This is a genomic window from Bradyrhizobium sp. 179 (assembly GCF_023073535.1).
Lineage (GTDB): Bacteria > Pseudomonadota > Alphaproteobacteria > Rhizobiales > Xanthobacteraceae > Bradyrhizobium.
The window spans coordinates 24,528-50,870 of record NZ_JADPJR010000069.1 but is presented as its reverse complement, the minus strand read 5'-3'; the positions used below and the strand labels follow the sequence as shown (position 1 = coordinate 50,870).

Below are 26,343 nucleotides of genomic sequence, written 5' to 3'. Positions count from 1 at the left end.
GCCCGGACGCGCGTCGCATCATTTGCGCCGCGGCCTTGCGCGCCAGTCTGCGCATGCCTCTGCGTGGTTCTAGTCGGGCGGCTGCAAGCCTGGTGATCGAAGCCATTCGCTCATCTGAGAGCCGGTCTCCGCCTGCCTCGCCTTGCGCAACATCTCATCCCGTGCCGCTCCCGGCGGCAGCGCGTTGGCTTCTTCGCGCAGCCGCTGCGCTTCAGCGGCGAGGCGCATCTCCAGCGGATCCGCTTGCTTCGATCGATGCCGCATTAACATGAAGCGTTCTCCCTGATGATCGGGCAGAGCGCGCCGTTGCGTTCCCCAGGGTCAAGCGTTGGCCACACCCAAACGGCGTGGGCGAACCATCAACGCTCCAGGAGCGGAGCGGTTGCCGGGTTCCGCAAAAAACTGGCAGCAGATCGCCTAACCGGCACTCGATGTGAACTCATCTTCGCGATTGTCACGATGAGCCTTCACTTCGATGAGGACCATGGCGCTCTCCATGACTGCAAGGCGCAATTCAACCGCGGCCTGGCGGTGCTGGGTCGCAAGCAGTCGATGCTGCTCCCGCAGAGCGCGGCTGATGTCTATCGTGCCGGCTGCGCGGCAAAGGAGGGCATCCCGCATCGGTCCATGATAGGACGCCAGCGTGAAAGTGCCTTTTACGCAAGTTACTCAAAATGAGCCGCCGGCTCAAAATTCATGCAGGCACTAACTTGGATTAAGATCTTAACGGCGTTGCCGTGCCTGTCGAAATGAGCCGCTCGGAAGCGGGACGATCGGCCGCTTGGTTCGTGGAAGTTTGCGAAAGCCCGCGCGCTCACCAGTCGCAGAGAGGCGGACGGCGCCCTACTTCTTGAGGACCGCCCCGGCGAGCTGCCATTCCAATTGATCACGGGATAGATGTAGCTGCTTCCTGATCTCAGCGTTCAGAGCCCGCAGTCGGACACTCTCCTCAATTACTCGATCAGCGCGCTCCAGCAGGTCTTGCGTTTCAAAGCCGAGAGGATCGTCGTCCATAGCATGCTCCCGATCTATGCAGGCGGGAGCACGCGATCTCTCAGCCACCGGCGCCTACGGGCAGAGCCTCGGCCGGTGATGCAGGGACAATACTCCAGATTACTCCCACTTCATAGTGAGATAGATCGCAGCGAATCCAACGGTACCACACGGACCAAGCTGACCCTCGGCAGAGAAACGACTCTGGAACTGGCTCAGCGGCTCGCCGGCCTCGTCCGAATTTCAGCCGCGCCGATAGAGCTGCAGATAGCTCGGCGAGAATAGCGCTGCGTTCTTGAGCGCCCCGAGATCGTTGATGGTCAGCGTGCGCTCGCGCAGCACGATGAGGCCGGAGGCGCGCAGCTCCTGGAGCGTACGATTGAGATGCACCACCGAGAGCCCGGTGGCGTCCGCAAGGTCCGTCTGCGTGATCGGCATGACACAAGAATTGCCGTCGACCATCCCGACGGGGCGAAGCCGCTCGATGATCTCGCAGAACAGATGCGCGACGCGCTCGAGGGCGACGCGACGGCCGAGATTGATGGCCCATTCGCGCTGAATCGCGGCGTTGACGAGGGTCTCGCACAGGAACGCTTCGGCGAGCGAGCGGTCGTTGGCCACCAGGCTCTCGAAGCGTGTGCGCTTGATCTCGGCGTAAACGACGGGCGTCATCGTCGCGATGGAATGGTCGATGACCGGCATCAGGAATGCGTGCGCGTCGCAGCTCTCGCCCGGAAAAATGAAGTTGACGATCTGGCGCCGGCCATCCTCGAGGGTCTTGTAGCGGCAGAGCCAGCCCGACAGCACGAGACGGACGCTATCGACGACATCGCCCTCGGAGATCAGGTCCTCGCCCGATCCGGTGCGCTGCAATGCCTCTAGCAGAGCGTATTCGAGTGATTGTCGCGCCTCAGCCGATATCGGCCTCAGCACGTTCAATCGGCGAATGACCGGTTCAGCGAGGCTGCGGTCGGATGTTGAAAGCGGCATCAGTCAGCCACCGCCGGCGTATGGAAAGTGCGTTTGCTCAGGGGGATCGTGATCGTGCATTGCAGGCCGGCAGGATCGAATGCCATCGTAGTCTGCCCCTTGAAGTCAAACGCAAGTGTGCGCTCCAGGAGCTCGGTGCCAAAACCTTTGCGCGGCGGCGGTGCGACCCGCGGCCCGCCCCGTTCCCGCCATTGGAACATCAGCACCGCCGGCTCGGTGCTCTCCTCGATTCGCCATGAGATCTCGATGCGCCCGGTCGGCTGGCTCAGGGCGCCGTATTTCAGCGCGTTAGTCGCGAGTTCGTGAAGAGCCAGCGCAAAGGTTTCCGCGGCCTTCGACTGAAAACGCACCTTCGGACCGGTCAAACGCACCTGCTCGCCTTCCCTGGCATTATAGGCCAGCAGCTCCTCGACGGCGAGGTATTCGAGATCGACGCCGCTTTCGGGATCGCGGGTCACCATTGCCTGGGTGCGGGCGAATGCGCTCAGCCGGCCATCGAGATGGGAAGCAAAATCCTCGACGCTCTGGCTTGTGTCGGCCGTGCGGCGAGCGATCGAGCGCACGACGCCCAGCGTGTTGCGGACGCGGTGCTGGAGCTCGGCCAGCAGCAGCCGCTGCCGCTCCTCCGCGCGGGTGATGGCGGTGACGTCGATGAAGGTGATGACGACACCGGCGATGAAATTGTCGATGCTGCGGTAGGGCAGGACGCGCGCAATGTAGCGCGTACCGTTGTCGGGCGCGCTCAGCTCGCGCTCCGCGCTGGCCAGCGTGCGCAGCACGCGGCGGACGTCGTCATAGAGCTCCTCGATCGGGACGCGCGCCTTGATATGACTGATGGGACGACCCGTGTCGGTTTCGACCAGATGCAGAACCTGCGTAATCGCGGGCGTGAAGGTCATCACCCGCAAGTCATTGTCGAGAAATACGGTTGCGATCTGCGTGCTTTCGAGGAAATTCTTGAGGTCGCTAGTGGCGCGGGTCAATTCCTGAACGCGATGAGCCAGCTCGCCGTTGACGGTGGTCAGCTCCTCGTTGACCGACTGCAATTCCTCACGCGAGGTTTCGAGCTCCTCGTTGGCCGATTGCAGCTCTTCGTTGAGCGACTGGTACTCCTCATTGGAGGACTTCAGCTCCTCGTTCGTACTTTCGAGCTCCTCGATGGTAGCCTGGAGGCGCTCCCGCGTGGCACGCAGCTCGTTTTCGAGCCGCTCGACGTGCTCGGTCCTGACCAGCGCATTTGGATTGGCCTGGCCGGCCTCGATCGTGCGGAGTGGACCATCCTTGAACAGGACGACGAAGCTGCGATGGCCGCCGGCGCCGTCCTGGATCGGCTCGACCGTGACGTCAACGAGGATACGATGGCCATGCACCCCGAGTTGCACTTGCTCGGCATGGGCCGGCTCGTTAGTCTCTGCCGCGCGGCCCAGCGCTGTGCGTACTTCCAGGCGGAGATCGCGGTGTACGAGCTGGAGCAGGTCGAGCGTGGCGGCGCCCGCCGTCGGCTCGATGTAGCGGCCGGTGCGCCCAGAGAAGTGCAGGACCTGAAAATTGTCGTCGGTGATAACGTAAGCGGGCGCATAGCGCTCCGCGATGCGCTGTGCGCGGCGCTCGAGGCCGACGTCGGGGCCGAACGAACGCACCGGCGGCAGCTCGACGGGGACCCTTCCCGCCGCGGTCGTGATCGGAAACTCCGGCGGCAGCCGCGTTCCTGTCTCGAGCCTCTTGAAGATGCGGGCGCGGCGGTCCACCGGCGCGAACAATTTTGGATGCCGTGTCACGTTCTCGGAATTGCCAAGAAAAAGGAAGCGATCGGGGAGCAGCGCGAAGTGGAACAGCGGGATCACCCGGCTCTGCAACTCGGCATTGAGATAGATGAGCAGGTTGCGGCAGGAGACGAGGTCGAGCTTGGAGAACGGCGCATCCTTGATGACGTTATGCTGGGAGAAGATGCACATCTCGCGCAGTTCCTTCACCACGCAATAAGTGTCGCCTTCCCGGACGAACCAGCGCGCCAGGCGCTCGCTGGTCATATCGGCCTCGATATTGGTGCGATAGCGGCCGACGCGCGCCGTTGCGAGCGCCCGGCCATCGATGTCGGTGGCGAAGATCTGCACCTGCGGCGGGGACTCCATCCGCGCCATCTGCTCGCGGAGGAGGATGCCGATGGAATAAGCTTCTTCGCCAGTTGCGCAACCCAGCACCCAGACGCGCACCTGCTGGCCCGCGCCCTTGCCTTCGAATATTTTCGGGATGATTTGGGTCTCCAGGAGCTCGAATTCGCGCTTGTCCCGGAAAAATTCGGTGACGCCGATCAGAAGGTCGTTGAAGAGGTGCTGGACTTCGTCCTTGTCGTTGCGCAGGAAATCGACATAGGCGGCGATCTCGTCGATCTGGACCACCTGCATGCGCCGCTGCACACGGCGCAAGAAGGTATTCTGCTTGTAACCGTGGAAATCGTTTCCGGTCTTGTTGCGCAGAATGTCGGCGATGCGCGACAGCGAGGTCGCGGCCGCGGCCAGCACCTCATCAAACCCCTGCTTCTCGTCCAACCGTCGCAGATGGCGGGCATAAACCCGGATGTGCTCCGGAATGTCTTGCGGCGGCAGCACGTAGTCCGCGATGGCCGCCGGCGTGTTGGCGTCCTCGAGATGATCCGGCTCCTCGCTCGCGACCTTTTCGGCGATGGCAAGACCGCCATGATCCTTCAGCGTCGCTGCGCCGAGCGTGCCGTTGCCGCCGGTGCCGGCCAATATCACACCGATCGATTGTTCGGCGCGTTCTTCCGCCAGCGACACCAGGAAGCTGTCGATCGTCGCCCGCTCACCGGGCGCCTGCTCGGCCTCGCGCATCGCAAAACGGCCGCCATGGATCGTGGTGATCATCGCCGGTGGACAAAGATAGATCGTGCCGCCCTCGATGGTTTGGCCGTCGCCAATGCCGGAGACCACGGCAGCGCTCGCATTTTGCAGGATTTCGCGCAGTCGCGGCTCGTCCAACGCCTCATGATGCTGAAGCGCCAGCACGACAGCCTGATCAGGCTCAACGGTGAGCTTGGCAAAGAAGCGCTCGATACTGTCCAGGGCGGTCGGCGAGGCACCCACACCGACGATCAGCGGGGACTTGATCTGGCGCTCTCTTTCGACCGGCTGGTCGCCGACTTCGTGCATGTTCTTGCTAGCTTTCATTGGCTGGCGGGGCGAACCGCTCCCCGCCAAGCACATAGCAGAAATGGATGTTATCCCAATAGATGAAGGGCAGAAATGGTTAGAACCAATACTGGCACCGACGGCGGGTCGGCCCGGATGCCGACCTTGTCCCCATTTTGAACCCACCGAAAAACAGAGGCTGCGCCGCAACTCGCACCGGCAGCGCGACGGTCCGGGCCGCGATCGTGTGGAATTGAGCGTACATCGTCAGCCTTATCTCGCAGCGCAGGATCAATCTCCGTGCTGGAGATAAGCGACACGCTGCTCGATCAGGACGCGGTGGCGCTCCCACTCGATCAGCGTCCGTTTGAGAAGGGCGACGAGCCGCTCGGCCTCACCCGTGTCATGGCCACCAGCCATGAGCTCTCGAACCCGATCCTCCTGGTCACGGATACGTTTCGAGCCCTCTTCGATGTCCTGATTGGCCCTGGTTAGATGGCGGCGCTCGGAATCGAGCTGCTCGGACCGTTCGATAACGGAGATGGCCATGACGGCGCCCTCAACCTTCCCGCTTGCGCAACGGAGGATCCAGCGACCTTAGCACCACGCGGCGGATCATGTCGGCATATTCGCGATATTCGGCCGCCCTCGCCTCATACATCTCGGCAACGGCGGACCGGCCGCTCCGACGCCCGTCCGCGGCCATGCGCTGCACCAGTTCCGCGCGTTCCTCGATGATGCGCAAGGCAACCCGCAGGGCTTCGTCGACCCGCCCTTCCTGCTCCTTGGCAAGGATATCGGCACCGAAAGCATGGCCGACCTGACAGCGGAAACGCATCGGGCGCGATTCCTTGACCTCGGACAGCACGCCGCCGCAGGCCGGACAGGTCAACGCGACAGGATCGGCCATCGAGACGAGATTGTCACTGCCGATCCGGTCGCCGGCTGCGATCTCCACCTCAAGCCTGATCTCGGGCGGGATCGGCAGAATGGCTCCGGCCTGCTCTCTTACGAGTTCAGAGAGAACGTCGCCCATACCCGCGCTCGGAACACAGAGATCGACAGTGGTCGCCTCCATCGCGCGTAGCGGCATCTCGTCGGCAATGGCATCCGAGGGGTCCTGGACCACGGTCATCCCGCCGCAGCGCTTGATGGCATTGAGGCCAGCTGCCCCGTCCGACAACAGGCCGCTCAAGAGCACTCCGATCACGCGCGGCCCGTGATAGAGGGCTGCGGAGCGGAACAAGGCATCGATCGCCGGCCGGACCATGTTCTCCCGCGGGCCGCACCCGAGGAACACGTGATCTTCCGCCAGCAGCAGATGGTGGTCAGGTGCAGCCAGATAGATCCGGCCGGGCTCGATCTTCATGCCGTTTTCCGCCTGCCGGACTGGCATGTCGGCCACGCTGCTGGCGACGGTCGAGAGAATTCCGATCCCTTGCGCCGGGATGTGCAGGACGATGAAGACGGCTGCCGGCAGATCGGGCGGCAAGCGGCCGAGGATCTGCTTCAGGGGCTGGGTCGCTCCCGCCGAGCCCCCGATGACGATGATGTCGCGGTTAGCCATGGAACTCGCCTCGGCTTGCTTCGTTTTTACCAAGGCGGGTCCCCCCTGTATGTTCCAAGGGGCTGGAAGCGGAGGCTGGAGGCACCATGGCAACATCGCCCAACCCGTCGCATCAGCGCGGGCCTCTCACCGGGCGTCGCATCTTCATTGTTGAGGACGAGTATTTTCTTGCTGACGATATCGGCAAGATGTTTCGCGCGCTGGGCGCGGAGATTGCGGGTCCGGCCGGTCATTTCGAGGATGCCGTCAAAATCCTGCACGACGGCAGCATCCTGCATGGCGCGGTGCTGGACGTGAACATCCGCAGCCAGATGATTTTTCCGATCGCGCGCGAACTGAAGGCGCGCAACATCCCGTTCGTGTTCACCACAGGGTATGACAAGATCACCATCGGTCCGGAATTCGAGGACGTGCCGCTTCTGGAAAAGCCAATCGATCTCGCCGCGATGGCGCGGAAGCTGGCCGCACTCATCACCGATCCGCGCAGTTGATGACGGGCGGGCGATCAGAACAGATGTGCGAAAGCGAGCCAGACGGTGACCGCTAGGCAAAGCAGAACCGCGACATAGGGCAGCGCGACGCGCAAGACAGGAAGCCTCCCGCAGTCACTCCATCATCATCCAAACGATTGCCGCCATCATCACGAGAAACCCCGTGATTGCGGTGGCGATAAAAGCCTGTTCGATGCGGTCCATCGCCATCGCAGCCCCCTTTTCCAGCCCGCACAATGTGACCACCTTCGGGGCGCCGCGCATTAGGCTATGTGAATCGGGCGCCGCGCTTCATCGGCCCGACGCATCTACTCCCGCCAGAACTCCTCCAGTTCCTCCGCGGTCACGAGGTCGACCTGGCCATGAAAACGGGTGCGGTACATCGTCATGAGCGCATCATGCCCGACATCGGACGAACTGCACAGCGCGTCCTCGACGATGACGACCCTGAAGCCGAGGTCGACGGCGCTCAAGACCGTCGACAGCACGCAGACATCGGTCTCTGCGCCGGTGACCACGACCGCACCGACATTCTTTTCGATCAGCAGCCTCGCGAGTCCGGGATTGCTGAACGCGGAATAGGCCGGCTTATCGATGACGACCGCCGGAGGAACGAACTCGCTGAGGGCCGGCACCAGTTCGAGACCGGATGGCGGAAGATACCTGCGGGTCGCCTGGCGCCAGCGATGGAAATAGCTCTGCCATTGGCCGGGACGGTCTTCCGGATCCTGCGGCGTGATGAAGCGCGTGAAGATCGTTCTGGCCGGATGGCGGGAAACGATTGAGGCGATCCTCGGCAGCACCCGCTCCATCCAGGGCGTCGCCCAGAGCCCGCTCGGCGCAAAGATGTTCTGCATGTCGATGCAGAGGTGAACGGCTTCCCTGATCTCGGCAATCTCCGAGCTACTATCCCTCATCGTTCTCCACCGTCAGGCGCTCGGCCGCACGCCGTCAGCTGGCATCCCGGCGGCGAGTTCAGCGAGGGCAATACGAACGCAAAGGCTTTGGTTCCGCAACCATGCCGCCGTCCAAGCGGGTGCTGACGAAGCGCGGCCGGGGCGCTGCGCTCGCGGTCCCGATCAACGCCATGCCTTCTCGTTCTTTTGTTGGTAGTCCTTGAAAGCCTTCTCGAGGCCGCCCAAAACCTCGGCGGACGTTTCGAACATCGCCTTCAACTGCGGCTCGTCGACTTTCTCGATGTCCTCGCGCAGATGGCTCCGGATATCGTGGAGAGCCTTCTGCATCTTCTGCGTATGGTGTCGGGGATCACGATCTGCCGCACTTGCCATCGCCACTCTCCTCGTTGCGAATATTGCCGGCCGAAGTGCAGGAGCGTCCGGCAAGTCGGCCCGTTAACGGCCCGAGGGAAGCCTGGTTCCAATTACGAAATCCGATAAGCCGGCATGAAATACAGGGATTTGCTCACGGAGTCGCTGCACATTCTGCATCTACGAGTGAACCCCCATTCCCTCAAGCGCGGCGATCAGCTGATCCACATCGAAGGGCTTGGTGAGAATTTCGAGTCGCGCGGCAGGCGCGAAGCGTTGCCGCATCTCATCATCGGCGTAGCCCGTTGTCAGGACGATGGGCAGGTCTGACCGCAGGGCCCGAAGCTCCTCAACCAGTCCATCTCCGGGTCGGTCGGGAAGCCCGAGATCCACCACGGCGGCCGCCAGCTCGTGGTGCGTGCTTCTCGCTTTCAGGACTGCCTCCTCGAAGCTTGTCGCGGCCTCGGTGACGAAGCCCCTCTCCGAGAGCATGTCCGTGAGCAGCAGGCTCAGGAGGAATTCGTCTTCGACGACGAGGACGCGCCGCGTGGGGGCGTTTCCCTGGTTCAAGAGGTCGCGCACCCTGCCACCAAGCTCCGCTGAGGAGAACGGCTTGCTGAGCAGTCTGGTGCCGGCCTCGAGGCGGCCTTCGCGAATGAGGACGTCACCGGCGTAGCCGGTGGTGATGAGAACCTTCAACCCGGGGCGATGCGCACGAGCACACTCGGCGAGGTCCTTGCCGGTGAGCTGGCCGGGAAGGCCAAGATCCGTGAACAGAAGGTCGACCCTTGCGCCGCGCTCGAGTATCTTCAGCGCCGAATGCGCGTCGCTCGCTTCGATCACCACATATCCGAACTCGCGGAGGCTGTTGCTCGTGAAAGCCCGCACATCCTCGTTGTCTTCAACGACAAGGATGGTTTCGCCCTCTCGGGAGTGGAGGACAAACGGACTGTCTTGCTTTGAGGCTTGCGGCGGCGGCAGAGCGTCCGATTGCGCCGCCGCCTTCGGAAGCAGGATCTCGATCCTTGTTCCACCATTTGGCTTGCTCGACAGCGTGATGTGGCCCCCACTCTGCCTCACAAAGCCGTAGACCTGACTGAGGCCCAGCCCCGTTCCTCTTCCATCCGGCTTTGTCGTGAAGAAAGGCTCGAACACGCGACTGAGCACGTCAGGAGTCATTCCACAGCCTGAATCGGTCACGGCGATGAGGACGTGAGGGCCTGGCCGTCCTTCATCCTCGCGGGTTTCATCGGCGAGCTTTCGATCGATATTCGCCACTTCAATTGCGATACTTCCGCCCTCCGGCATCGCGTCTCGCGCGTTCACGGCCAAGTTCAGGATCGCCGATTCCAGCTCCGTCGGATCCACCTCGACCGGCCAAAGATCCTCTGCGACCGTCGTTCTGACGACGATCGTCTCTCCGAGCGTCCGTTGCAGCAGATCGGACAAGCTCGAGATCAGCTCCTTGAGATCGACGATCCGGGCCTCCAGCGGCTTCTGGCGGGCAAAACTCAGCAGCTTCGCCGTCAGCTGCGCAGCCTGCCGGGCACCCCGCGCGGCATTTTCGAGCGCATTGGCAATCCGGCTGTCGGTTGCTGCCGTCACGCGCATGGCGCTTTCCAGATTTCCGAGCACGACCGTTAGCAGATTGTTGAAGTCATGTGCGATGCCGGCGGTCAGCCGACCCACTGCCTCCATCTTGGCGGCATGGCGCAGACGCTCCTCGGTGGCCCTGCGGCTCGAAATGTCGCGAATGCTCGCAAGGCGCGCAGGCCGGCCATCCCAAGTCGTCTCGACCGTGCGGATTTCCGCATCGATGACGCGAGCGCCCGGCTGATGAACCGAGATCTCGGTCATATCGTCCACGACAAAGGGAATGCCGATGGGTGATCCGATCAACGATCCGATCGGGCGGCCGAAGATCGTTTCCGAGGCCGGGTTGGCAAACAGCACGACGCCAGATTCGTCGACGACAATGATGCCGTCGGCATTCTTCTCGATCAGAAACCGGACCTCGGACTGATCGATCGCCGGCTTTGTGGACGGACCCGCAATGCTCATGATTCACCTGAAGCGGCCATGTGGAATGCGTCGGCGAGCTCATTCCCTGAAAACGTTCGGAGCACGACTGAACGGCTCACCCAAATGCATGCCGGCGCCGTCTATCGTGAAACGCCGGATTTCCTTGGCATGCTCGCTGCCGCGCATCTTCAATACCATCAGCCCGCGATGCATGATCTCCTGCTCCTGGATGTATCGCAGCAGAATGATGGAATCGGTCATGGTGGAAATGTGCTGCTCGCTTGCGCTTTCGCCGCCCACCAGAGACTTGCTGGTCGCCGTGCACAAACCGGCGATCTCCCGCTTCTTGATGAAGGATGTCAGACTGATCAGGAACTCGCGGAAGCCGGTCTCGGGGGCAATTCGCTCAAGGGCCGAAAGGCTGTCGACCGCAATTCGGTTGGGCTTGAATTCGTCAACCAACGCCTGGATCGTCAACAGGTGATCGGGCAGCCCCTGGGCTTCGGGGTACAGGCAAACGATCTTCAATTTTCCTTCCGCCTCCATCCGCGCGAAATCGGCGCCCCAGCCCGTGGCATTTCGGAAGAGCTGGCCCTTGCTCTCTTCGTATCCGAACAGAATCGCTCTTTCCCCGGCCTCGACGCCGCCCGCGAGAAAATTCGTGACCAGCAGCGTCTTTCCGGTGCCTGTGGCTCCGCTCACGAGCGTCACGCTGTCTCGGAAGAAGCCTCCGCCGCACATCTCGTCGATTGCCGAATTTCCGCTGGTGACCCGCACGGTGCTGGACTGTTGCTCGAGCCGGAGAGACGACAGCGGAATCGCGACGACCCCGCGGCCTGCCAACAGCGTGAATGGCGCCTCGCCCTCCGCGTGATGGCTGCCTCGCATCTTGAGCACCTCGATGGTCCGCCGGCGCTTCTCTCGGTAGAGGAGATTACGCAGGATGACGACATTGTCGGCGACGAATTCCTCGAGCCGATGCCGCGTGATCTCTCCATATTCGCTGTTTCGCTCCGCCGTCATCAGCACGGTCAGGCCTGCCTTCTTCAAGGCCGTGCTGATGCGAAACAGCTCGCGCCTGAGTATCTTGGGGTCGCTGATGAAATGATCGAAAAGCTGGGTCAGCGAGTCCAGCACCACGCGCTTGGCGTTGACGCTCCTGACTGCATGCATGATTCGGGACAGCAGACCCTCCAGGTCGAAGTCGCCGATGACCAGTTCGTCCGTGATCGGCGGGCTTGCGTCGACGAACGCGAGCCGACCGGCCTTCCGCCACTTGGCCAGTTCCCAGCCGAACCCGCTCATATTGGCCTCGATATCGGCGGGCGGCTCCTCGAACGTGACCAGCACGCCATTCTCGTTGAACGTCTCGATGCCGTGAGCGAGAAATTGGGTGGCGAACACCGTCTTGCCGCTTCCAGGCGTGCCGCCGACGACCGTCGTTCGGGCGCGCGGGAGCCCACCCATCACCAATTCATCGAACGCATCGACGCCGGTCCTGACCCGCTCCAGTACGCCGGAGATCTCGGTCTCCTGGTCGCCGTCTTGGCCGCTATCCTGGGCGGTCATGCGTGATCTCCTTCGATTCCCATGAATTCAAGGATGCGTTTGGTGTCGCTGAGGTCTCCGACGATGCGACGGGAGCGATGGCCGTCCTCGTACGAAAGAGTCGGCGTGGCAATGATGCCGGCGCGGTCGGCGAGATCAGGACGCGTGAGCACGTCGATGATCTCGATGTCCCAGCCTTTGCTGCTCACCGAGGCGCGAAGGCGCTCAAGATTCTGCTGGGCGCGGCGGGAGCTCGCCGAGTTACCCGCGATGTAGAGTCGTAGCACGAGCGGAGCAGCCACCGGACATCGCCTTACTTTTTTGATCGTCGGGCCAATGCCGAACCAAAGCTGCCACTGCTCGCCCCTACGGCGGTCTTCGGTCGCTCAACAAGCCTGCGCTCCGAAGGAACAACATGGTTCCCCGGAGCGCAAGAGAGAGAGAAATACTAGGCGACTAGTAGCGGCTAACGTTCGGCTCGATCCGCACGCGGTCGCCGCCGTCTTGTCTCCGCCAATGCCTCGTTGGTGATCCCGCGCTCGCGCGCCCAAAGGATTGCAGCGCTTCGCCTGTTGACGCCGATCTTGCGATAGAGCGATGCAACGTGGTTGCGGATCGTGTTCTGGGACAGGCGCAGCTGCTCGCTCATGTGCAGGTCGCTCTTGCCCTGACAGATCAGTCCAAGAATCTCCCGCTCGCGATCAGTGAGCAGTTCGATATCCGCCACAGAAGGATTCGGTTGGGCGGTACGGACACCTTTCAGCTTCTCGATAATGGTTCGGGCAAAGGACGTTGTATCTGCCAGGACTGACTCGATCGCCGACATGGTGTCCTGGTTTGCCTCTTCCGTTTCCTGAATGATGCAGATGGCGGTCGGCGCATCCGACAGCATCAGGGTTCGAATCGAAACGAAGCAATCGATGCTTTGACCTGCCGGCCTACGAAGGGGCAGCTCAAGGTTTTTGAGGCTTCCATCCAGCCGACTCCGGGTCTTCTCATCGACCCAAACGACGTTTCCATTCCTGTCGACCACGATGGCGCCGTTCTCGAGAGCAGACAAAATCGCGGTCCAAGGTTCGTTTTCGCGCGCATCATCGCTCGCCATTCGGCCCATGGCCTGGCTCCTCTGGGTTGCGGAATTCGATTTGCCTGGATTTGCCTGGATAACGCCCGCCCCCGGAACTAGTTCCTTCGTACCAAATGACTGGTAATTCTGCGCTAAGGCGACTTGATGCGAGCGGGTTCGATCGCGGACCCGCGTCAATGGCGCTTTTGGTGGGGGCATCCGGCCTAAATTCAGTGGGGCCGGACAAAGGGGATGGAATATTCGAGCAGCCATCCGCAGGCGAAGCGATCGCTCCGGACGCTCCGAATATGCGAGTGTGGTGCGCTCGGAGGGACTCGAACCCCCACGGTGTTACCCACTGCCACCTCAAGGCAGCGCGTCTACCAGTTCCGCCACGAGCGCTAGGAGATGCCGGCCTGAGGTCTTAGGCTGGCCGGATCAGCGGCCGCCGATCTAACAAATCCATCAGGGGGATACAAGCCTGCAAAGGCCCCGAATTCCACAAGGCAGGAAAGTTCATGCCCCCCTGGGATCTGGCTTCAGCCCGTGCCCAGGCCTTTACCGCGTCCCCCGGGGCGCTACCGCGTCCCCGGCGTGCGCGGCAGCATCTGCTTGACCTCGACCGCGATCCGGTTGCGATCGACCAGCACGACGCCGGAGGCGACCGGCAAATTATTGGCCAAAACCTTGACCTCGTCGGCCTCGGTTGCGTCCAGTTCGATGATGGCGCCGCGGGAAAGACGTAATACCTGATGGATCGGCATGGTGGTCGTCCCGAGGACGACCATGAGATCCACGGTGACTTTATCGAGAGTGGGCACTGTCAGGACCGCCGCAACTTGGGACTGTGAACCAAGGACTTTGAACCAAAAGACTTGGCATTTGCTCCCGTCATGATCACCACGTTATGGTTAGCCAATGGTTAATTCGCCCGAAAACCCCGGCCAAAGCCCGCGTCACGAGCTCGATTTGACGTCGTTTTCCGCCGCCGGCGGCGAGCCCGTCACGTGGCTTATCTCGGACGCTCCGGTGCCCTATCCGGACGCGGTAGCCGCCATGGAGGCCCGAGTCGCGGCGATCGCCGCGGGCGAGGCTGCCGAGTTGGTCTGGCTGCTCGAACATCCCCCGCTCTACACCTCCGGCACTTCAGGCAAAGAATCCGACCTGCTCGATCCACGATTCCCGACTTTTGCGACCGGACGCGGCGGCCAGCTCACCTACCACGGCCCCGGCCAGCGGGTGGCCTATGTCATGCTCGACCTCAAGCGCCGCCGGCCCGACGTCCGGGCCTATGTCGCGAGCCTGGAGGAGTTGATTCTGCGCACGCTGGCCGCCTTCAACGTGCGCGGCGAGCGGCGCGAGGACCGGGTCGGGGTCTGGGTGAGGCGACCAGACAAGGGGCCGGAGCAGGAGGACAAGATCGCGGCGATCGGCGTCCGGCTGAAACGCTGGGTGTCATTCCATGGCATTGCGATCAACGTCGAGCCGGAGCTGTCGCATTTCGCCGGCATCGTCCCCTGCGGCGTCGCCGATCCCCGCTATGGCGTCACCTCGCTGGTCGATCTCGGCCAGCTCGTGACGATGGCCGACGTCGACATCGCGCTGCGCCAGGCGTTCGAGCAATTGTTCGGGCCGACCCGCGCGCTGGTGCCGGAAGCGGCGGTCTGACGCTTCCGTGGTCTTCGCGGAATCAGCTATGCTGGTTTTGGTGTCGCCCACGCCTCCCCCCTCCGCCGGGAAAGTAGACTTCATACTGGGCGAATTGATCATCGACCGACTGTTCGAGCGCTAGGCATAAGGAGGGGTTGCGATCATGCTCGCAATGGGAGGTCTCGCGATGAAACTATCTGCGCCGGTCTATCATCTGAAGCGCAAGGCGAAACGCATGTCCCGCGAGCGAGGCATTCCGCTTCACGAGGCGCTTGACCGCATCGCTGCGACGGAGGGGTTTTCGGCCTGGAGCATGCTCGCTGCGAAGGCGGCGGCGGTGACGCCAGCCAACAGGCTATTTGCGCAACTACGGCCGGGCGACCTGGTGCTGGTCGGCGCCCGTCCTGGTCACGGCAAAACCCTGATGAGCCTCGAGCTTGCGGTGGAGGCAATGCGGTCCGGCCATCGCGCTGCGTTCTTCTCGCTCGAATATACCGAGCAAGAGGTTCTGGACCGCCTCCGCGCGATCGGCGTGGACCCCGCACAGTTCGACAGGCTGTTCGAGATCGATTGCTCCGACGCCATCAGCGCCGACCACGTCGTCAAGCAAATGGCCGCAGCTCCCTGCGGCACGGTCGTGGTGATAGACTATCTGCAATTGCTCGATCAGAGGCGGGACAACCCGGACCTCTCCGTTCAGGTGCGCGCACTGAAATCGTTCGCACGCGACAGGGGATTGGCCGTCATCTTCATTTCGCAGATCAATCGATCCTATGACCCCTCAGCCAAGCCATGCCCCGATCTTGGCGATGTCAGGCTGCCGAATCCGCTGGACCTGAATCTGTTCGACAAGTTGTGCTTTCTGAACAATTCCGAAGTTCAGCTCCGGCTCGCGAACTGATCATCCTCCATGTCCGATCCGGGCCGCGGGTGAGATCGTCACCCGCGGCCTCCGGCATCACGCCGCCTTGAGCGGGACCTCGAGCTTGCCGGCGATGTAGCGGCGCTCCTGAGTGAGGCCGCCGAAGCCGTAGGCATCGCCCTTCACCTCGTCGACGTGCAGATAGGTCTCGGGATGCAGCGGGCCCAAAAGCTCGACCATGCACTTGAACATGGCAGCGAGATAGGCCGCCTTCTCGTCCTTGGTGTTGGTGCCTTCGCTGACGTGGATGTCGATCCAGTAACTCGCAAGCTTCTGCTCGGCCAGCGACTTGCCGCCGGCGAACCAGTCGCTTGCATCGACCGATTTCACGATGATGGCAGTCACCTTGGGATCCTTGTGCAGGATCTTTGCGGTGAGCTCGGATACGGCGTTCGCAATGTCGGCCTTCAGCGAGGGCGACTGGCGGGACGTGGTGTAGGACACGGTGATCAGGGGCATGGATGTTCTCCTTCGGAGCCGCGCAGGTCGCGCGGCGTTAAGGAGAAGCTAGACCTCCCCTCGTCATGTTGGTAGCTTATCCGTGATGATATCAATGATAATGAATTGTGATGACAACCGTCCTCGACATCGCCACCGTCCGGGCCTTCCTGCTGGTCGCCGAGCTCCAGAGCTTCACCCGCGCCGCGGAGGCGCTCGGCACGACACAGGCGGCCGTCAGCCTGAAGCTGCAGCGGCTGGAGACGCTGCTCGGAAAGCGCCTCGTCGAACGCTCGCCGCGCGCGGTCCGGCTCACCGCCGACGGCGCCGCGTTCCGCGATCGTGCCCGCGCGCTGATGGAGGCGCATGACCGGGCGCTGTCAGGTGAGGCTTCAGTCGCACAGACGCTCTCGCTCGGCATCTCCGACCATGCGGCGGGGCCCGAACTCGTCCCGCTGCTCGAACGCCTGCACGCGATGTCTGCGAATCTCACCCTCGCCGTCACCATCGGCTTCTCGCGCGAGATGCAGGATGCCTATGACGCGGGGCGCCTCGATGCGGTGATCGTGCGCCAGGAGGGCAGCCGTCGCGGCGGCGAAAAATTGACCGAGGACGAGTTCGGCTGGTTCGCCGCAAGACGCTTCACGCTGCCGAAGGGTGAGCCGTTGCCGCTTGCGACGCTCGCCCCGCCCTGCGGCGTCCGCGCCGTTGCCGTGCGCGCACTCGACAAGGCCGGCATCGCTTGGCGCGAGCGCTTCGTCGGCGGTGGCGTCACGGCGGCCGTCGCGGCCGCCCTTGCCGGCCTTGCGGTCGCGCCATTGGCGCGGCGGATTGCGCCTCCCGGGCTGGTCGACATCGGGCCGGCACACAAATTGCCGAAACTCGGCAGCTCGAAGGTGATGCTGCATTCGAAGGTCAGCGATCCCGCCAAGCTTACGGCGCTGCGTGCAGTGGCGGCGACGTTCCGGAGCGGCACAACGGCTTGAGGCCGAACGCTCACAAGATCGCCTCGAACGCGCTGCGCCGCGTCTCGTAAGCGGCTGCCGATCTGCATACGGCCCGCGATGTTTGCCTAAAAATGTCCCAGATTGGGGGAACCATCCGGCGGCTGCGGCGTTTGCCCCCGTCGAGGCGGGGTCCGGAATGGTTAAAAAGTCTAGTCAGCAGAGAGACTTGTTCGAGAGCGAACGCAGTTTCCGGCTGTTGGTTGAAGGCGTTGCCGACTACGCCCTTTACATGCTCGACCCCAGCGGGATCATCACGAGCTGGAATATCGGCGGCGAGCGCATCAAGGGCTACTCGCCCGGGGAGATCCTCGGCCAGCATTTTTCGCGCTTCTACACCGAGACCGACCGCGCCAACGGCAAACCGGCGCGGGCACTGGGCATCGCGCGGAAAAAGGGCCGCTACGAGGAGGAAGGCTGGCGTGTCCGCAAAGACGGCACGTTCTTCTGGGCGAGCGTCGTGATCGATCCGATCTATGAGGACGGCGAGCTGGTCGGCTTCGCCAAGATCACGCGCGACATCACCGAACGCCGCAATACGCAGCTCAAGCTCGAGGTGATGCAGAAGCAGCTCGCCGAATCCCAGAAGTTCGATGCGCTCGGCCAGCTCACCGGAGGGGTGGCTCACGATTTCAACAATCTCCTGATGATCATCAGCGGCAGCCTCCACATGTTGAAGAGGGGCACTGACGACAAGGCCAAGGTTCAGCGCGCGATCTCGGCCATCGAGACCGCCACCAAGCGCGGCGCGGCGCTGACCAACCAGCTTCTCACCTTCGCACGGCGACAGAGCGTCAATCCGCAGGCGGTCGACTTCGCCGAGCGTATCGCGGCGATCCGCGAGGTGCTCGATGCCGGCGTCGGCAGCTCCGTGCGTCTGGTCTTCGACATCAGCGGCGAAGTGTGGCCGATCAAGACCGACGTCTCCGAACTCGAGACCGCGCTGCTCAACCTCGTCATCAATGCCCGCGACGCGATGCCGGACGGGGGCACGGTGACGATCGGTGCGCACAATGTCGTACTCCATGAGCCCCCGCTCGCCGGCAACTTTGTTGCGATCGACGTCAGCGATACCGGGTTCGGCATTCCCGATGACGTCCTCGACAAGATCTTCGAGCCGTTCTTCACGACCAAGCCGATCGGAAAAGGCACCGGGCTCGGCCTATCCCAGGTGCACGGCTTTGCCCACCAGGCGGGCGGCACGATCAAGGTCGCCAGCGAGCTTGGCAAGGGGACCACTTTCACCATCCTGCTGCCGCGCGCGGACGACGCGCCATCGCGCGAGCCGGCGGGAGCATCATCGTTCCGCGGCAGCGGCACGGTGCTGCTGGTCGAGGACAATCCGGACGTCGCTTCCGTCAGCGTTGGCCTGCTGGAACAGCTCGGCTACAGCGTGCGCAGGGTCGCCGATGCCGAAGCTGCGCTGCTCGAGATCGAGAAGAACGGCGTCGACTTCGTCTTCTCGGACATCGTCATGCCCGGCAAGATGGACGGGCTCGGCCTCGCCCAGCACCTGCGCCAGATCCGGCCCGGCCTGCCGATCCTGCTCGCCACCGGCTATAGCGAGGTCGCCGCCGGCGTGCGCGGCGATTTCCCGATCCTGCGCAAGCCCTACGAGATCCACGAGCTCAGCGAGGCGATCGCCAAGCTGCCGCGGTGATTGCTCACCTCTCCCGCTTGCGGCAGGGCAATCGCATTCACGCTTGGCGGCGTTCTGAGCGCGCGCCTCGTCCTTCGAGAGGACCGCTGCGCAGTCTCCTCCCAGGATGAGGCTAATCGGCTTCGGTACTCGTTGAAACTGCTGCCGCGCACTCCGTCCTCATCCTGAAGGAGCCCGCCTAAGCGGGCGTCTCGAAGGATGCCGCAGGGAAACGCTCTCCAATGCGAAAGCCTGCCGCAACCGGGGAGCCGGAGCACACCTACACCGTCGGCAACACCGAAAACGCCTCCCCTGCGCGGCGCAGGTTCAGCTCATCGGCACCGGCGGTCTCGCTGGTGACGCTGTCGACGCGCGAGGACGGCGGGCCGTGGCGGCACAGCGCGACCATGTCGGCGACGTGCTTGGGCGTGCCCGCGAACAGCGCTTCGACGCTGCCGTCACGGCGGTTGCGCACCCAGCCTTCGAGACCGCATGCAGCCGCCTGGGATTCGATCCAGGCGCGGTAGCCGACGCCCTGGACGCGGCCACGGACCACCACCTGGAGGATCGCCCGGTTCATTTTCTCAGTCCAAGAAAGTCGGCGCTGCGTGCCTTCACATCGGCCTCGCGCATGACGCGGCTGGTCAGTTCCGATGTGGGCAATCCCTTCAGCGCTTTCGGTGCCGTGCCCTCACGCAACGCCTTCTGAGTCTCGTACACTGCCTGCGTTGCAGCCGCGATCGGCGCATGGCCCTGCAGCGCGATGCGCACGCGTTGGCTCTCGAGATAGTGGGTTGCGTTCAATTCCTCCGGCGCGCCGCCGAGCACGAGCGGCAGGTGCGTGGCGGATGCGATGGCCGCAAGTTCCGCGCGCGACCTGATGCCGGTGAAGAACAGCGCGTCAACGCCGGCGGCTTCATAGGCCATTGCGCGCCGGATCGCATCTTCGATGGACGTGATCGAGGCAGCTCCCGTGCGACCCATGATGACGAGCGAGGGATCGCTGCGGCCGTCGAGCGCCGCCTTCATCTTGCCGACGCCTTCCTCGAGCGGGATCAGTTGCGTCTTCGCCTCGCCGAACGCCGCCGGCAGCAGCGTGTCCTCGATGGTGAGGCCGGCAGCCCCCGCCGTCTCCAACTCCTGCACCGTGCGGCGCACGTTCAGCGCGTTGCCATAGCCGTGATCGGCATCGACGAGAACGGGGAGCGCGGAGGCGCGCGAAATCCGCCGCGTCTGTTCGGCAAGCTCGGTCAGCGTGATCAGCGTGACGTCGGGATCGCCGAGCACGGCGAGCGAGGCCACCGAACCGCCGAACATGCCGAGCGGAAAGCCGAGGTCCTCGGCAATGCGGATCGAGATGGCGTCGTAGACCGAGCCGGGATGGACGCAAGCCGAGCCCGACAGGATCGATCGCAGTTTCTCGCGGCGGGAACGAAAGGCCATGGTTGCCTCACTCTCAATTCCTCATCTTGAAGAGCGTCTGGCGTTGCGCTCCGGCGCGCTTCACGCAAACTCCAAAATCAGCGCGTCCACCGCGAGTGTCGCGCCGGCGCTGGCGTGGATCTTCTTCACGGTGCCGTCCTGCTCGGCGCGCAGCACGTTCTGCATCTTCATGGCTTCGACGACGGCGAGCGTCTCGCCGGCCTTGACCTCCTGTCCTTCGTTCACGGCGATCGAGACCACGAGGCCCGGCATCGGACAGAGCAGCTTCTTGCCGCTGTCGGAAGCAGTCGTCACCGGCATCAGCCGGGCGGAAGCGGCTTCCGCTTCGGTCCAGACATAGACCGGCACCTCGACGCCTTGATGCGCGAGGCGGATGCCGTTCGCAATCGGCCTCGCCTGCACCGCAACGACCTGTCCATCGATGGTGCCCTGCCAGACCGGATCGCCGGGCTTCCACGGCGATTGCAGCAGATGCGCATTGCCGGCCTTGCCGTCGGCATCGACAAAACGCACCGCGATTGCTTCGCCCTCGCGCGCGACCTCCAGCAGGATCTCCTGGCGATCGAGCCAGACTGCGCGACGCCGCTCGCGCTGCACGATGCGGCCGCCCATCTGGCCCGAGATCTGCCGCTTGCGCTCCCCTAACACGTAATCGATGGCGGCGCCGACCGCAGCGATCCGCCGCGCGACCTCGCCTTCGGGCACGCGCACCGCAAAGCCCTTGGGAAACTCCTCGGCGATGAAGCCGGTGGAGAGCCGTCCTTCGCGCCAGCGCGGATGGTGCATCAGCGCGGACAGGAACGGGATGTTGTGCCTGATACCGTCGACATAGAAGGAATCCAGCGCTGTCGCCTGCGCCTCGATCGCGGCCGCGCGCGAGGGCGCATGGGTGACCAGCTTGGCGATCATCGGATCGTAATGGATCGATATCTCGCCGCCCTCCTGGACGCCGGTGTCGTTGCGCACGGTGATACCATCTTTGCTGGCTTCCGCCGGCGGGCGATATTTCACCAGGCGCCCGATCGAAGGCAGGAAGTTGCGGAACGGATCTTCGGCATAGAGGCGCGATTCAACCGCCCAGCCGGTCAGCGTGACGTCCTTCTGCGCAATGGCGAGCTTCTCGCCGGCGGCAACGCGGATCATCTGCTCGACGAGATCGATTCCGGTCACGAGTTCGGTAACGGGATGCTCGACCTGGAGGCGCGTGTTCATCTCCAGGAAGTAGAAGCTCTTGTCCTGCCCTGCGACGAACTCGACGGTGCCGGCGGAATCGTAGTTCACGGCTTTCGCCAGCGCGACGGCCTGCTCGCCCATCTTGCGGCGGGTTTCCTCGTCCAGCAGCGGCGACGGTGCTTCCTCGATGACCTTCTGGTTGCGGCGCTGGATCGAGCATTCACGCTCGCCGAGATAGATCACGTTGCCGTGCTTGTCGCCCAGCACCTGGATCTCGATGTGGCGGGGATCAACGATGAATTTTTCGACGAAGACGCGGTCGTCGCCGAACGAGGCCTTGGCCTCGGCCTTGGCGAGATTGAAGCCCTCGGCGACCTCGCTCCTGGAGTGCGCAATGCGCATGCCCTTGCCGCCGCCGCCGGCGGAGGCCTTGATCATGACGGGATAGCCGATCTCGTCGGCAATGCGGACCGCGTGCTTGTCGTCCTCGATGACGCCGAGATAGCCCGGCACGGTCGATACCTTGGCCTTGGCCGCCGCCTTCTTGGATTCGATCTTGTCACCCATCGCCGCGATCGCGCCGGGGTTCGGGCCGATGAAGACGATGCCGGCCGCCTCCAGTGCGCGCGGAAACGCCTCGCGCTCGGACAGGAAGCCGTAGCCGGGATGCACCGCCTCCGCGCCGGTCTTGCGGCAGGCGTCCACGATCTTCTCGATCACCAAATAGCTCTCGGCCGCAGCGGGTGGGCCGATCAGCACGGCCTCGTCGGCCATCTCAACATGGAGGGCATCGCGGTCGGCCTCCGAATAGACCGCAACCGTCTGAATTCCCATCCGGCGGGCAGTCTTGATGACCCGGCAGGCGATTTCGCCGCGATTGGCGATCAGAATGCGTTTGAACATGCTTTTCTTGAGTCTCGACCTTGGGCGGGGACCCCTTTCCTGGCCGTTGGCCTATGGGAAACGGGCCGTGTGGCTCCCGTGGTACATCAAAATGGGCCGGAGGCAACGGTCTAAATCCCTCCCCTCTGGCGTACCAGCGCAAGACCGCAATGGGCTTGCGCAACGAGCCGGCTGGCCCTGGCACCACCTACGGCTTCCCGGCCTTGGCCGCGTCCCGCACGAGGCTGTGAACCAAGCCAAGCTTGGCGACCACCGCGGGCGACAGGATGAAGGGATAGAGGTCGCGCAGGCCCATGGCGCGGTTGACGCTGTTCATGGCGAAGGTGAAGGGCAGCCATGCGTTGACCAGCGCTTCCACATCCCGGGCCTCGTAGGGGTCGAAACGGATGCGCGCCGTCAGCTCCCCGTCGCGGTCGACCTTGGGGCGTACCTCCATGCCGAACTCGGCGGCCATCTCCAGCGTGTCGACGATGTGGAGATAGTGCGCCCAGGTCTCCGCGAAGTCCTCCCACGGATGCATCGTCGCATAAGCCGAGACGTAGTTCTGCTGCCAATTCGGCGGCGCGCCTTCGGCATAATGACGTTGCAGGGCCTGGCCGTAATCGGCCGAATCGTCGCCGAACATGGCGCGGAATTGGTCTAGCTTGCCGCCGTCGCGCACCAGCACGTCCCAGAAATAATGCCCGACCTCGTGGCGGAAATGCCCGAGCAGCGTCCGGTAGGGCTCGCCCATCTCGAGCCTGCGCCGCTCGCGCGCGAGGTCGTCGGCCTCGGTGAGCGCGATCGTGATCAGCCCGTTGTCATGGCCGGTCATGATCTTCTCTCCGCTGTGCGGATCGTCGGCGAGGAAATTGAAGATCAGCCCATGCGCGGGATTGTCCTGCCGGGTCTGAAGTGGCAGCTTCCAGCGGATCAGGGAATAAAACAGCCGGTGCTTCGCCACCTCCAGCTCGCGCCAGCCGGCGAGCTGTGCCGGATCCGCCAGATCCGGCACGATGCCGTTGTGACGGCAGGCGCGGCAATAGCCCGTGCCGTCACCCGTATCCGTCAGCCAGTTGCAGGAATCGTATTCGGCATTACGGCACAGCATGCGGCTTTCGCCCTTATCGGCCAGCGTCCTCCAGGCCTCCCCGTCGGGCTCCATCGCCGACATCGTCTCCTTCTCCGGCAGGAAGGCGACGCGGTGGCCGCAGCGCTCGCAAGCGCGGTTCTCGAAATACAGGACGTTGCCGCAGGCCTGGCAGACAAAGAGCTTCAAGATTTAGCCTCTTCGGAAAGGAAGGCTTGTGAATGAGTTGTGGCGCCTCGCAGATAGGCGCGCAGAGGACCCATCGTTCCAACCTCAGGAACAAATAGCCGGCGGAGGCGTTCGTTGATATCCTCCGTCATCCTGCGCCCGCCTTACCTGCATATTCCGTCTAGGCGATGGCCATCACGCTCCGTCTGTGTGAATATCGGTCCGGCACGTGCGCACCCGCATGACAACGGCCGACGCCTTGACCGATCCTTTGCCCGAGACCCTCGCTGCCGAGAGGCTGCGCCAGCACCTCGAGGACGTCGCGCGCGAGCGCGACAACGCCTATCGCGCGCTTCAGGAGCGCGAGGCCGAGCTCGCACGCATCCAGCGCATCGGCAAGGTCGGAGGCGTCGAGGTCGACTTCCGCGAAGGGTTCAAGAACCGCCGTTCGCCCGAATATCTGATGATCCACGGGCTGCCTCCGGAAGCCACGGACGAAACGCACGAGGACTGGGTCAACCGCATCCATCCCGAGGACCGCGACGCGACCGTCAGCCATTTCTTCGAGGCTCTCGCCGGAACGAGCCAAGACTACACCGCCGAATACCGCATCATCCGTCCCAGCGACGGCGAGACCCGCTGGATCCGGGTCGTCGCCAAGATCGAGCGCGACAGGGACGGCCGCGCCATTCGGCTCGTCGGCGCCCATATCGACATCACCGACCAGATACTCGCGCGCGAGACGCTGCGCGAGAGCGAGGAGCGCTTTCGGCTGATTGCCGACAGCGCGCCAGTGCCGATCTGGGTGACCAAGCTCGACCGCAAGCGGTCCTTCGCCAACCAGGCCTATGTCGATTTCGTCGGCCTGCCCTACGATCAGGCCATTGATTTCGACTGGCGCAAGGTGCTGCATCCGGACGACCTGCCGCACGTGCTGCAGCAATCCGTCCAGGGCGAAGCTTCGCTAAAACCGTTCGTGCTGGAAGCGCGCTACAAGAACGCCAAGCGCGAATGGCGCTGGCTGCGCTCGGAATCGCAGCCGCGCTGGGATCCGACCGGCAAGCATATCGGCTTCATCGGCGTCGCCCACGACATCACCGCGGCCAAGCAGGCCGAGATCGAGCTCCGGCAGCTCAACGAGACGCTGGAAGAGCGCATCGCCCAGCGCACCGCGGAGCTCGAAGCCAACGAGGCGCGGCTGCGTGCGATCCTGGAGACCAGCAACCAATATCAGGGGCTCGTCAATCTCAGGGGCGAATTGCTTTACGCCAACAAGACCGCGCTCGCCGGCATCAAGGCGAATTCATCGGACGTGATCGGAAAACCGTTGTGGGAGACGCCCTGGTTCACCGGCACGAGCGGCATGAGTGCTGCGGTGCGAGAGGCCTTCGACAGGGTACTCAAGGGCGAAGCCGTGCGGCTAGAGATGCGCCTGCATCTTCCCATCGGCGAGCGCGATTTCGACTTCGGCATGCGTCCGGTGCTCGATCGCCATGGCAACATCACCGGTGCCGTGCCAGAGGCCGTCGACATCACCGAGCGCCGGCGCGGCGAGGAAGCGCTAAGGCAGTCGCAGAAGATGGAGGCGATCGGCCAGCTTACCGGCGGCGTCGCGCACGACTTCAACAATCTCCTCACCATCATCCGTTCGGCGACCGACTTCCTGCGACGCCGCGAGCTGCCGGAGGAGCGCCGCCGCCGCTATGTCGACGCCATTTCCGAGACGGTCGAGCGCGCCTCCAAACTGACGGCGCAGCTGCTGGCATTCGCGCGGCGGCAGCCGCTCAAGCCGCAGATCTTCGATGTCGGCAGCCAGGTCGAGAGCATCGCGCAACTGATCCGGCCGCTGGTCGGGGGCCGCATCGACATCGCGGTCGAGATTGAGGATGCCGGCTGCTTCACCCTGGCCGACATCGCCCAGTTCGAGACCGCGCTGATCAATCTCGCCGTCAACGCCCGCGACGCCATGGATGGCGAAGGCCGCCTCATCATCGCGGTGCGCAAGGTCGAGGGCATTCCAAGCCTGCGCGCACAATCGCCGCGCGGCGGCGACTACATCGCCATCTCGGTCAGCGACACCGGCCGCGGCATCGCGCCGGAACATCTCGACTCGATCTTTGAGCCCTTCTTCACCACCAAGGAGGTCGGCAAGGGCACGGGACTCGGCCTCAGCCAAGCCTTCGGCTTCGCAAAACAATCCGGGGGCGACATCGCGGTGACGAGCGCGCAAGGCAAAGGCGCGACCTTCACCATCTATCTGCCGCGGGCGCAAAGCCCTGTAACGGACAAGGAAGCAGCCGCACTGACCTATGAGGCGGCGGCCACCGGGCGCGGCTATCGCGTCCTCGTGGTCGAGGACGACGACGAAGTCGGCCGCTTCTCCACCGAGTTGCTGGAGGATCTCGGCTATGTCGTCCGCCGCGTCGCCAACGCCAATGCGGCGCTGACCATCCTCGGCGAGAACGAATTCGCCGTGGACCTCGTCTTCTCCGACGTCATCATGCCCGGCATGAACGGCGTCGAGCTTGCCGGCATCATCCGCGAGCACTATCCGGGTCTGCCCGTCGTGCTCACTTCTGGCTACAGCAACGTACTCGCCGAGAACGCCCATCGCGGCTTCGAGCTGATCCAGAAGCCGTATTCGGTGGAATCGCTCTCGCGCATCCTGCGCAAGGCGATCACGGAGAAGCTGTCGATGGCAAGGTGAGTCTCTCTCGTCGTCCAACGAAAGCCGGCATCCATACCGCGCAATTTCCCTTGTGGCGCACGCAATTTCGCTCTTCGCCCAAACACCTTTTCGTGCTTATGGGTCGCGGCCTTCGCCGAGACGACATTTGAGTGTT

General features: G+C 63.5%; 25 protein-coding genes and 1 tRNA gene. 7 read left to right on the top strand and 19 right to left on the bottom strand.

Features of this window, described 5'->3' with window-relative positions; genetic code table 11:
• Window positions 1–69: 69 nt before the first annotated feature.
• On the bottom strand, window positions 70–270 hold the full coding sequence (locus IVB12_RS16900; RefSeq protein WP_247300719.1) for a hypothetical protein: 201 nt from the start codon (window positions 268–270) through the stop codon (window positions 70–72).
• Between the two features lie 15 nt (window positions 271–285).
• Here IVB12_RS16900 and IVB12_RS16895 point away from each other — a divergent pair, with 15 nt between their 5' ends.
• On the top strand, window positions 286–678 hold the full coding sequence (locus tag IVB12_RS16895) for a hypothetical protein (protein ID WP_247300718.1): 393 nt from the start codon (window positions 286–288) through the stop codon (window positions 676–678).
• A 165-nt stretch (window positions 679–843) separates the two neighbouring features.
• Here IVB12_RS16895 and IVB12_RS16890 read toward each other — a convergent pair whose 3' ends face one another.
• From IVB12_RS16890 to IVB12_RS16870, 5 genes are all read right to left on the bottom strand, one after another.
• On the bottom strand, window positions 844–1,014 hold the full coding sequence (locus IVB12_RS16890; protein WP_247300717.1) for a hypothetical protein: 171 nt from the start codon (window positions 1,012–1,014) through the stop codon (window positions 844–846).
• Window positions 1,015–1,236: 222 nt separating this feature from the next.
• On the bottom strand, window positions 1,237–1,983 hold the full coding sequence (locus tag IVB12_RS16885) for a Crp/Fnr family transcriptional regulator (protein ID WP_247300716.1): 747 nt from the start codon (window positions 1,981–1,983) through the stop codon (window positions 1,237–1,239).
• Window positions 1,983–5,150: a CheR family methyltransferase gene (locus IVB12_RS16880; RefSeq protein WP_247300715.1), complete on the bottom strand. Its 3,168-nt coding sequence runs from the start codon at window positions 5,148–5,150 to the stop codon at window positions 1,983–1,985. The genes IVB12_RS16885 and IVB12_RS16880 overlap by 1 nt, the downstream gene beginning before the upstream one ends.
• 270 nt (window positions 5,151–5,420) lie before the next feature.
• Window positions 5,421–5,678: a hypothetical protein gene (locus IVB12_RS16875; RefSeq protein WP_247300714.1), complete on the bottom strand. Its 258-nt coding sequence runs from the start codon at window positions 5,676–5,678 to the stop codon at window positions 5,421–5,423.
• 10 nt (window positions 5,679–5,688) lie between these two features.
• Entirely contained in the window at window positions 5,689–6,696 is a 1,008-nt protein-coding gene (locus IVB12_RS16870; protein WP_247300713.1) for a chemotaxis protein CheB, read from the bottom strand.
• An 86-nt stretch (window positions 6,697–6,782) separates the two neighbouring features.
• Between IVB12_RS16870 and IVB12_RS16865 the strand changes: the two genes are divergently transcribed.
• A complete protein-coding gene (locus tag IVB12_RS16865) occupies window positions 6,783–7,187 on the top strand; it encodes a response regulator (RefSeq protein WP_247300712.1) in 405 nt (134 codons plus the stop codon).
• Between the two features lie 308 nt (window positions 7,188–7,495).
• Here IVB12_RS16865 and IVB12_RS16860 read toward each other — a convergent pair whose 3' ends face one another.
• The 8 genes from IVB12_RS16860 to IVB12_RS16825 form a co-directional block, all read right to left on the bottom strand.
• The gene (locus tag IVB12_RS16860; RefSeq protein WP_247300711.1) at window positions 7,496–8,104 is read right to left on the bottom strand and encodes an isochorismatase family cysteine hydrolase; all 609 of its coding nucleotides are present in this window, start codon (window positions 8,102–8,104) and stop codon (window positions 7,496–7,498) included.
• Between the two features lie 162 nt (window positions 8,105–8,266).
• The gene (locus IVB12_RS16855) at window positions 8,267–8,476 is read right to left on the bottom strand and encodes a hypothetical protein (protein ID WP_247300710.1); all 210 of its coding nucleotides are present in this window, start codon (window positions 8,474–8,476) and stop codon (window positions 8,267–8,269) included.
• A 159-nt stretch (window positions 8,477–8,635) separates the two neighbouring features.
• Entirely contained in the window at window positions 8,636–10,516 is a 1,881-nt protein-coding gene (locus tag IVB12_RS16850; protein WP_247300709.1) for a response regulator, read from the bottom strand.
• Between the two features lie 39 nt (window positions 10,517–10,555).
• Window positions 10,556–12,046, bottom strand: coding sequence for a circadian clock protein KaiC (kaiC, locus tag IVB12_RS16845; protein ID WP_247300708.1), 1,491 nt, complete (start codon window positions 12,044–12,046; stop codon window positions 10,556–10,558).
• Entirely contained in the window at window positions 12,043–12,327 is a 285-nt protein-coding gene (locus IVB12_RS16840; RefSeq protein WP_247300707.1) for a circadian clock KaiB family protein, read from the bottom strand. Before IVB12_RS16840 ends, kaiC begins: the two co-directional genes overlap by 4 nt.
• 164 nt (window positions 12,328–12,491) lie before the next feature.
• Window positions 12,492–13,139 carry a LuxR C-terminal-related transcriptional regulator gene (locus IVB12_RS16835; RefSeq protein WP_247300706.1) on the bottom strand — a complete coding sequence of 216 codons (648 nt, stop codon included), beginning with the start codon at window positions 13,137–13,139 and terminating at the stop codon, window positions 12,492–12,494.
• Between the two features lie 269 nt (window positions 13,140–13,408).
• Window positions 13,409–13,493, bottom strand: a tRNA-Leu gene (locus IVB12_RS16830).
• A gap of 176 nt (window positions 13,494–13,669) precedes the next feature.
• Window positions 13,670–13,912, bottom strand: coding sequence for a FliM/FliN family flagellar motor switch protein (locus IVB12_RS16825; protein ID WP_011088012.1), 243 nt, complete (start codon window positions 13,910–13,912; stop codon window positions 13,670–13,672).
• Window positions 13,913–14,009: 97 nt separating this feature from the next.
• Between IVB12_RS16825 and lipB the strand changes: the two genes are divergently transcribed.
• Both lipB and IVB12_RS16815 read left to right on the top strand, forming a co-directional pair.
• Complete coding sequence (gene lipB / locus IVB12_RS16820) at window positions 14,010–14,759, top strand: lipoyl(octanoyl) transferase LipB (RefSeq protein ID WP_247300705.1); 750 nt, start codon at window positions 14,010–14,012, stop codon at window positions 14,757–14,759.
• Between the two features lie 169 nt (window positions 14,760–14,928).
• On the top strand, window positions 14,929–15,642 hold the full coding sequence (locus tag IVB12_RS16815) for a DNA helicase (RefSeq protein ID WP_247300704.1): 714 nt from the start codon (window positions 14,929–14,931) through the stop codon (window positions 15,640–15,642).
• A gap of 57 nt (window positions 15,643–15,699) precedes the next feature.
• Here the strand turns inward: IVB12_RS16815 and IVB12_RS16810 are convergent, their stop codons facing one another.
• Window positions 15,700–16,122 (bottom strand): 4-oxalocrotonate tautomerase family protein, encoded by a 423-nt coding sequence (locus tag IVB12_RS16810; protein WP_247300703.1) that lies wholly within the window; start codon window positions 16,120–16,122, stop codon window positions 15,700–15,702.
• Between the two features lie 110 nt (window positions 16,123–16,232).
• On the opposite strand from IVB12_RS16810, the gene IVB12_RS16805 reads away from it, so the two are divergent.
• Window positions 16,233–17,087, top strand: a complete 855-nt coding sequence (locus IVB12_RS16805; RefSeq protein ID WP_247300702.1) for a LysR substrate-binding domain-containing protein — start codon at window positions 16,233–16,235, stop codon at window positions 17,085–17,087.
• Between the two features lie 157 nt (window positions 17,088–17,244).
• A complete protein-coding gene (locus IVB12_RS16800; RefSeq protein WP_247300701.1) occupies window positions 17,245–18,765 on the top strand; it encodes a PAS domain-containing sensor histidine kinase in 1,521 nt (506 codons plus the stop codon).
• A 259-nt stretch (window positions 18,766–19,024) separates the two neighbouring features.
• Here IVB12_RS16800 and IVB12_RS16795 read toward each other — a convergent pair whose 3' ends face one another.
• The 4 genes from IVB12_RS16795 to IVB12_RS16780 form a co-directional block, all read right to left on the bottom strand.
• A complete protein-coding gene (locus IVB12_RS16795; RefSeq protein WP_247300700.1) occupies window positions 19,025–19,324 on the bottom strand; it encodes an acylphosphatase in 300 nt (99 codons plus the stop codon).
• On the bottom strand, window positions 19,321–20,187 hold the full coding sequence (locus IVB12_RS16790; RefSeq protein ID WP_247300699.1) for an isocitrate lyase/PEP mutase family protein: 867 nt from the start codon (window positions 20,185–20,187) through the stop codon (window positions 19,321–19,323). The genes IVB12_RS16795 and IVB12_RS16790 overlap by 4 nt, the downstream gene beginning before the upstream one ends.
• A 60-nt stretch (window positions 20,188–20,247) precedes the next feature.
• Window positions 20,248–22,263: an acetyl/propionyl/methylcrotonyl-CoA carboxylase subunit alpha gene (locus IVB12_RS16785; protein ID WP_247300698.1), complete on the bottom strand. Its 2,016-nt coding sequence runs from the start codon at window positions 22,261–22,263 to the stop codon at window positions 20,248–20,250.
• 187 nt (window positions 22,264–22,450) lie between these two features.
• Window positions 22,451–23,521 carry a putative zinc-binding peptidase gene (locus IVB12_RS16780; RefSeq protein WP_247300697.1) on the bottom strand — a complete coding sequence of 357 codons (1,071 nt, stop codon included), beginning with the start codon at window positions 23,519–23,521 and terminating at the stop codon, window positions 22,451–22,453.
• Window positions 23,522–23,729: 208 nt separating this feature from the next.
• Here IVB12_RS16780 and IVB12_RS16775 point away from each other — a divergent pair, with 208 nt between their 5' ends.
• Window positions 23,730–26,207, top strand: coding sequence for a PAS domain S-box protein (locus IVB12_RS16775; protein ID WP_247300696.1), 2,478 nt, complete (start codon window positions 23,730–23,732; stop codon window positions 26,205–26,207).
• Window positions 26,208–26,343: the final 136 nt, after the last annotated feature.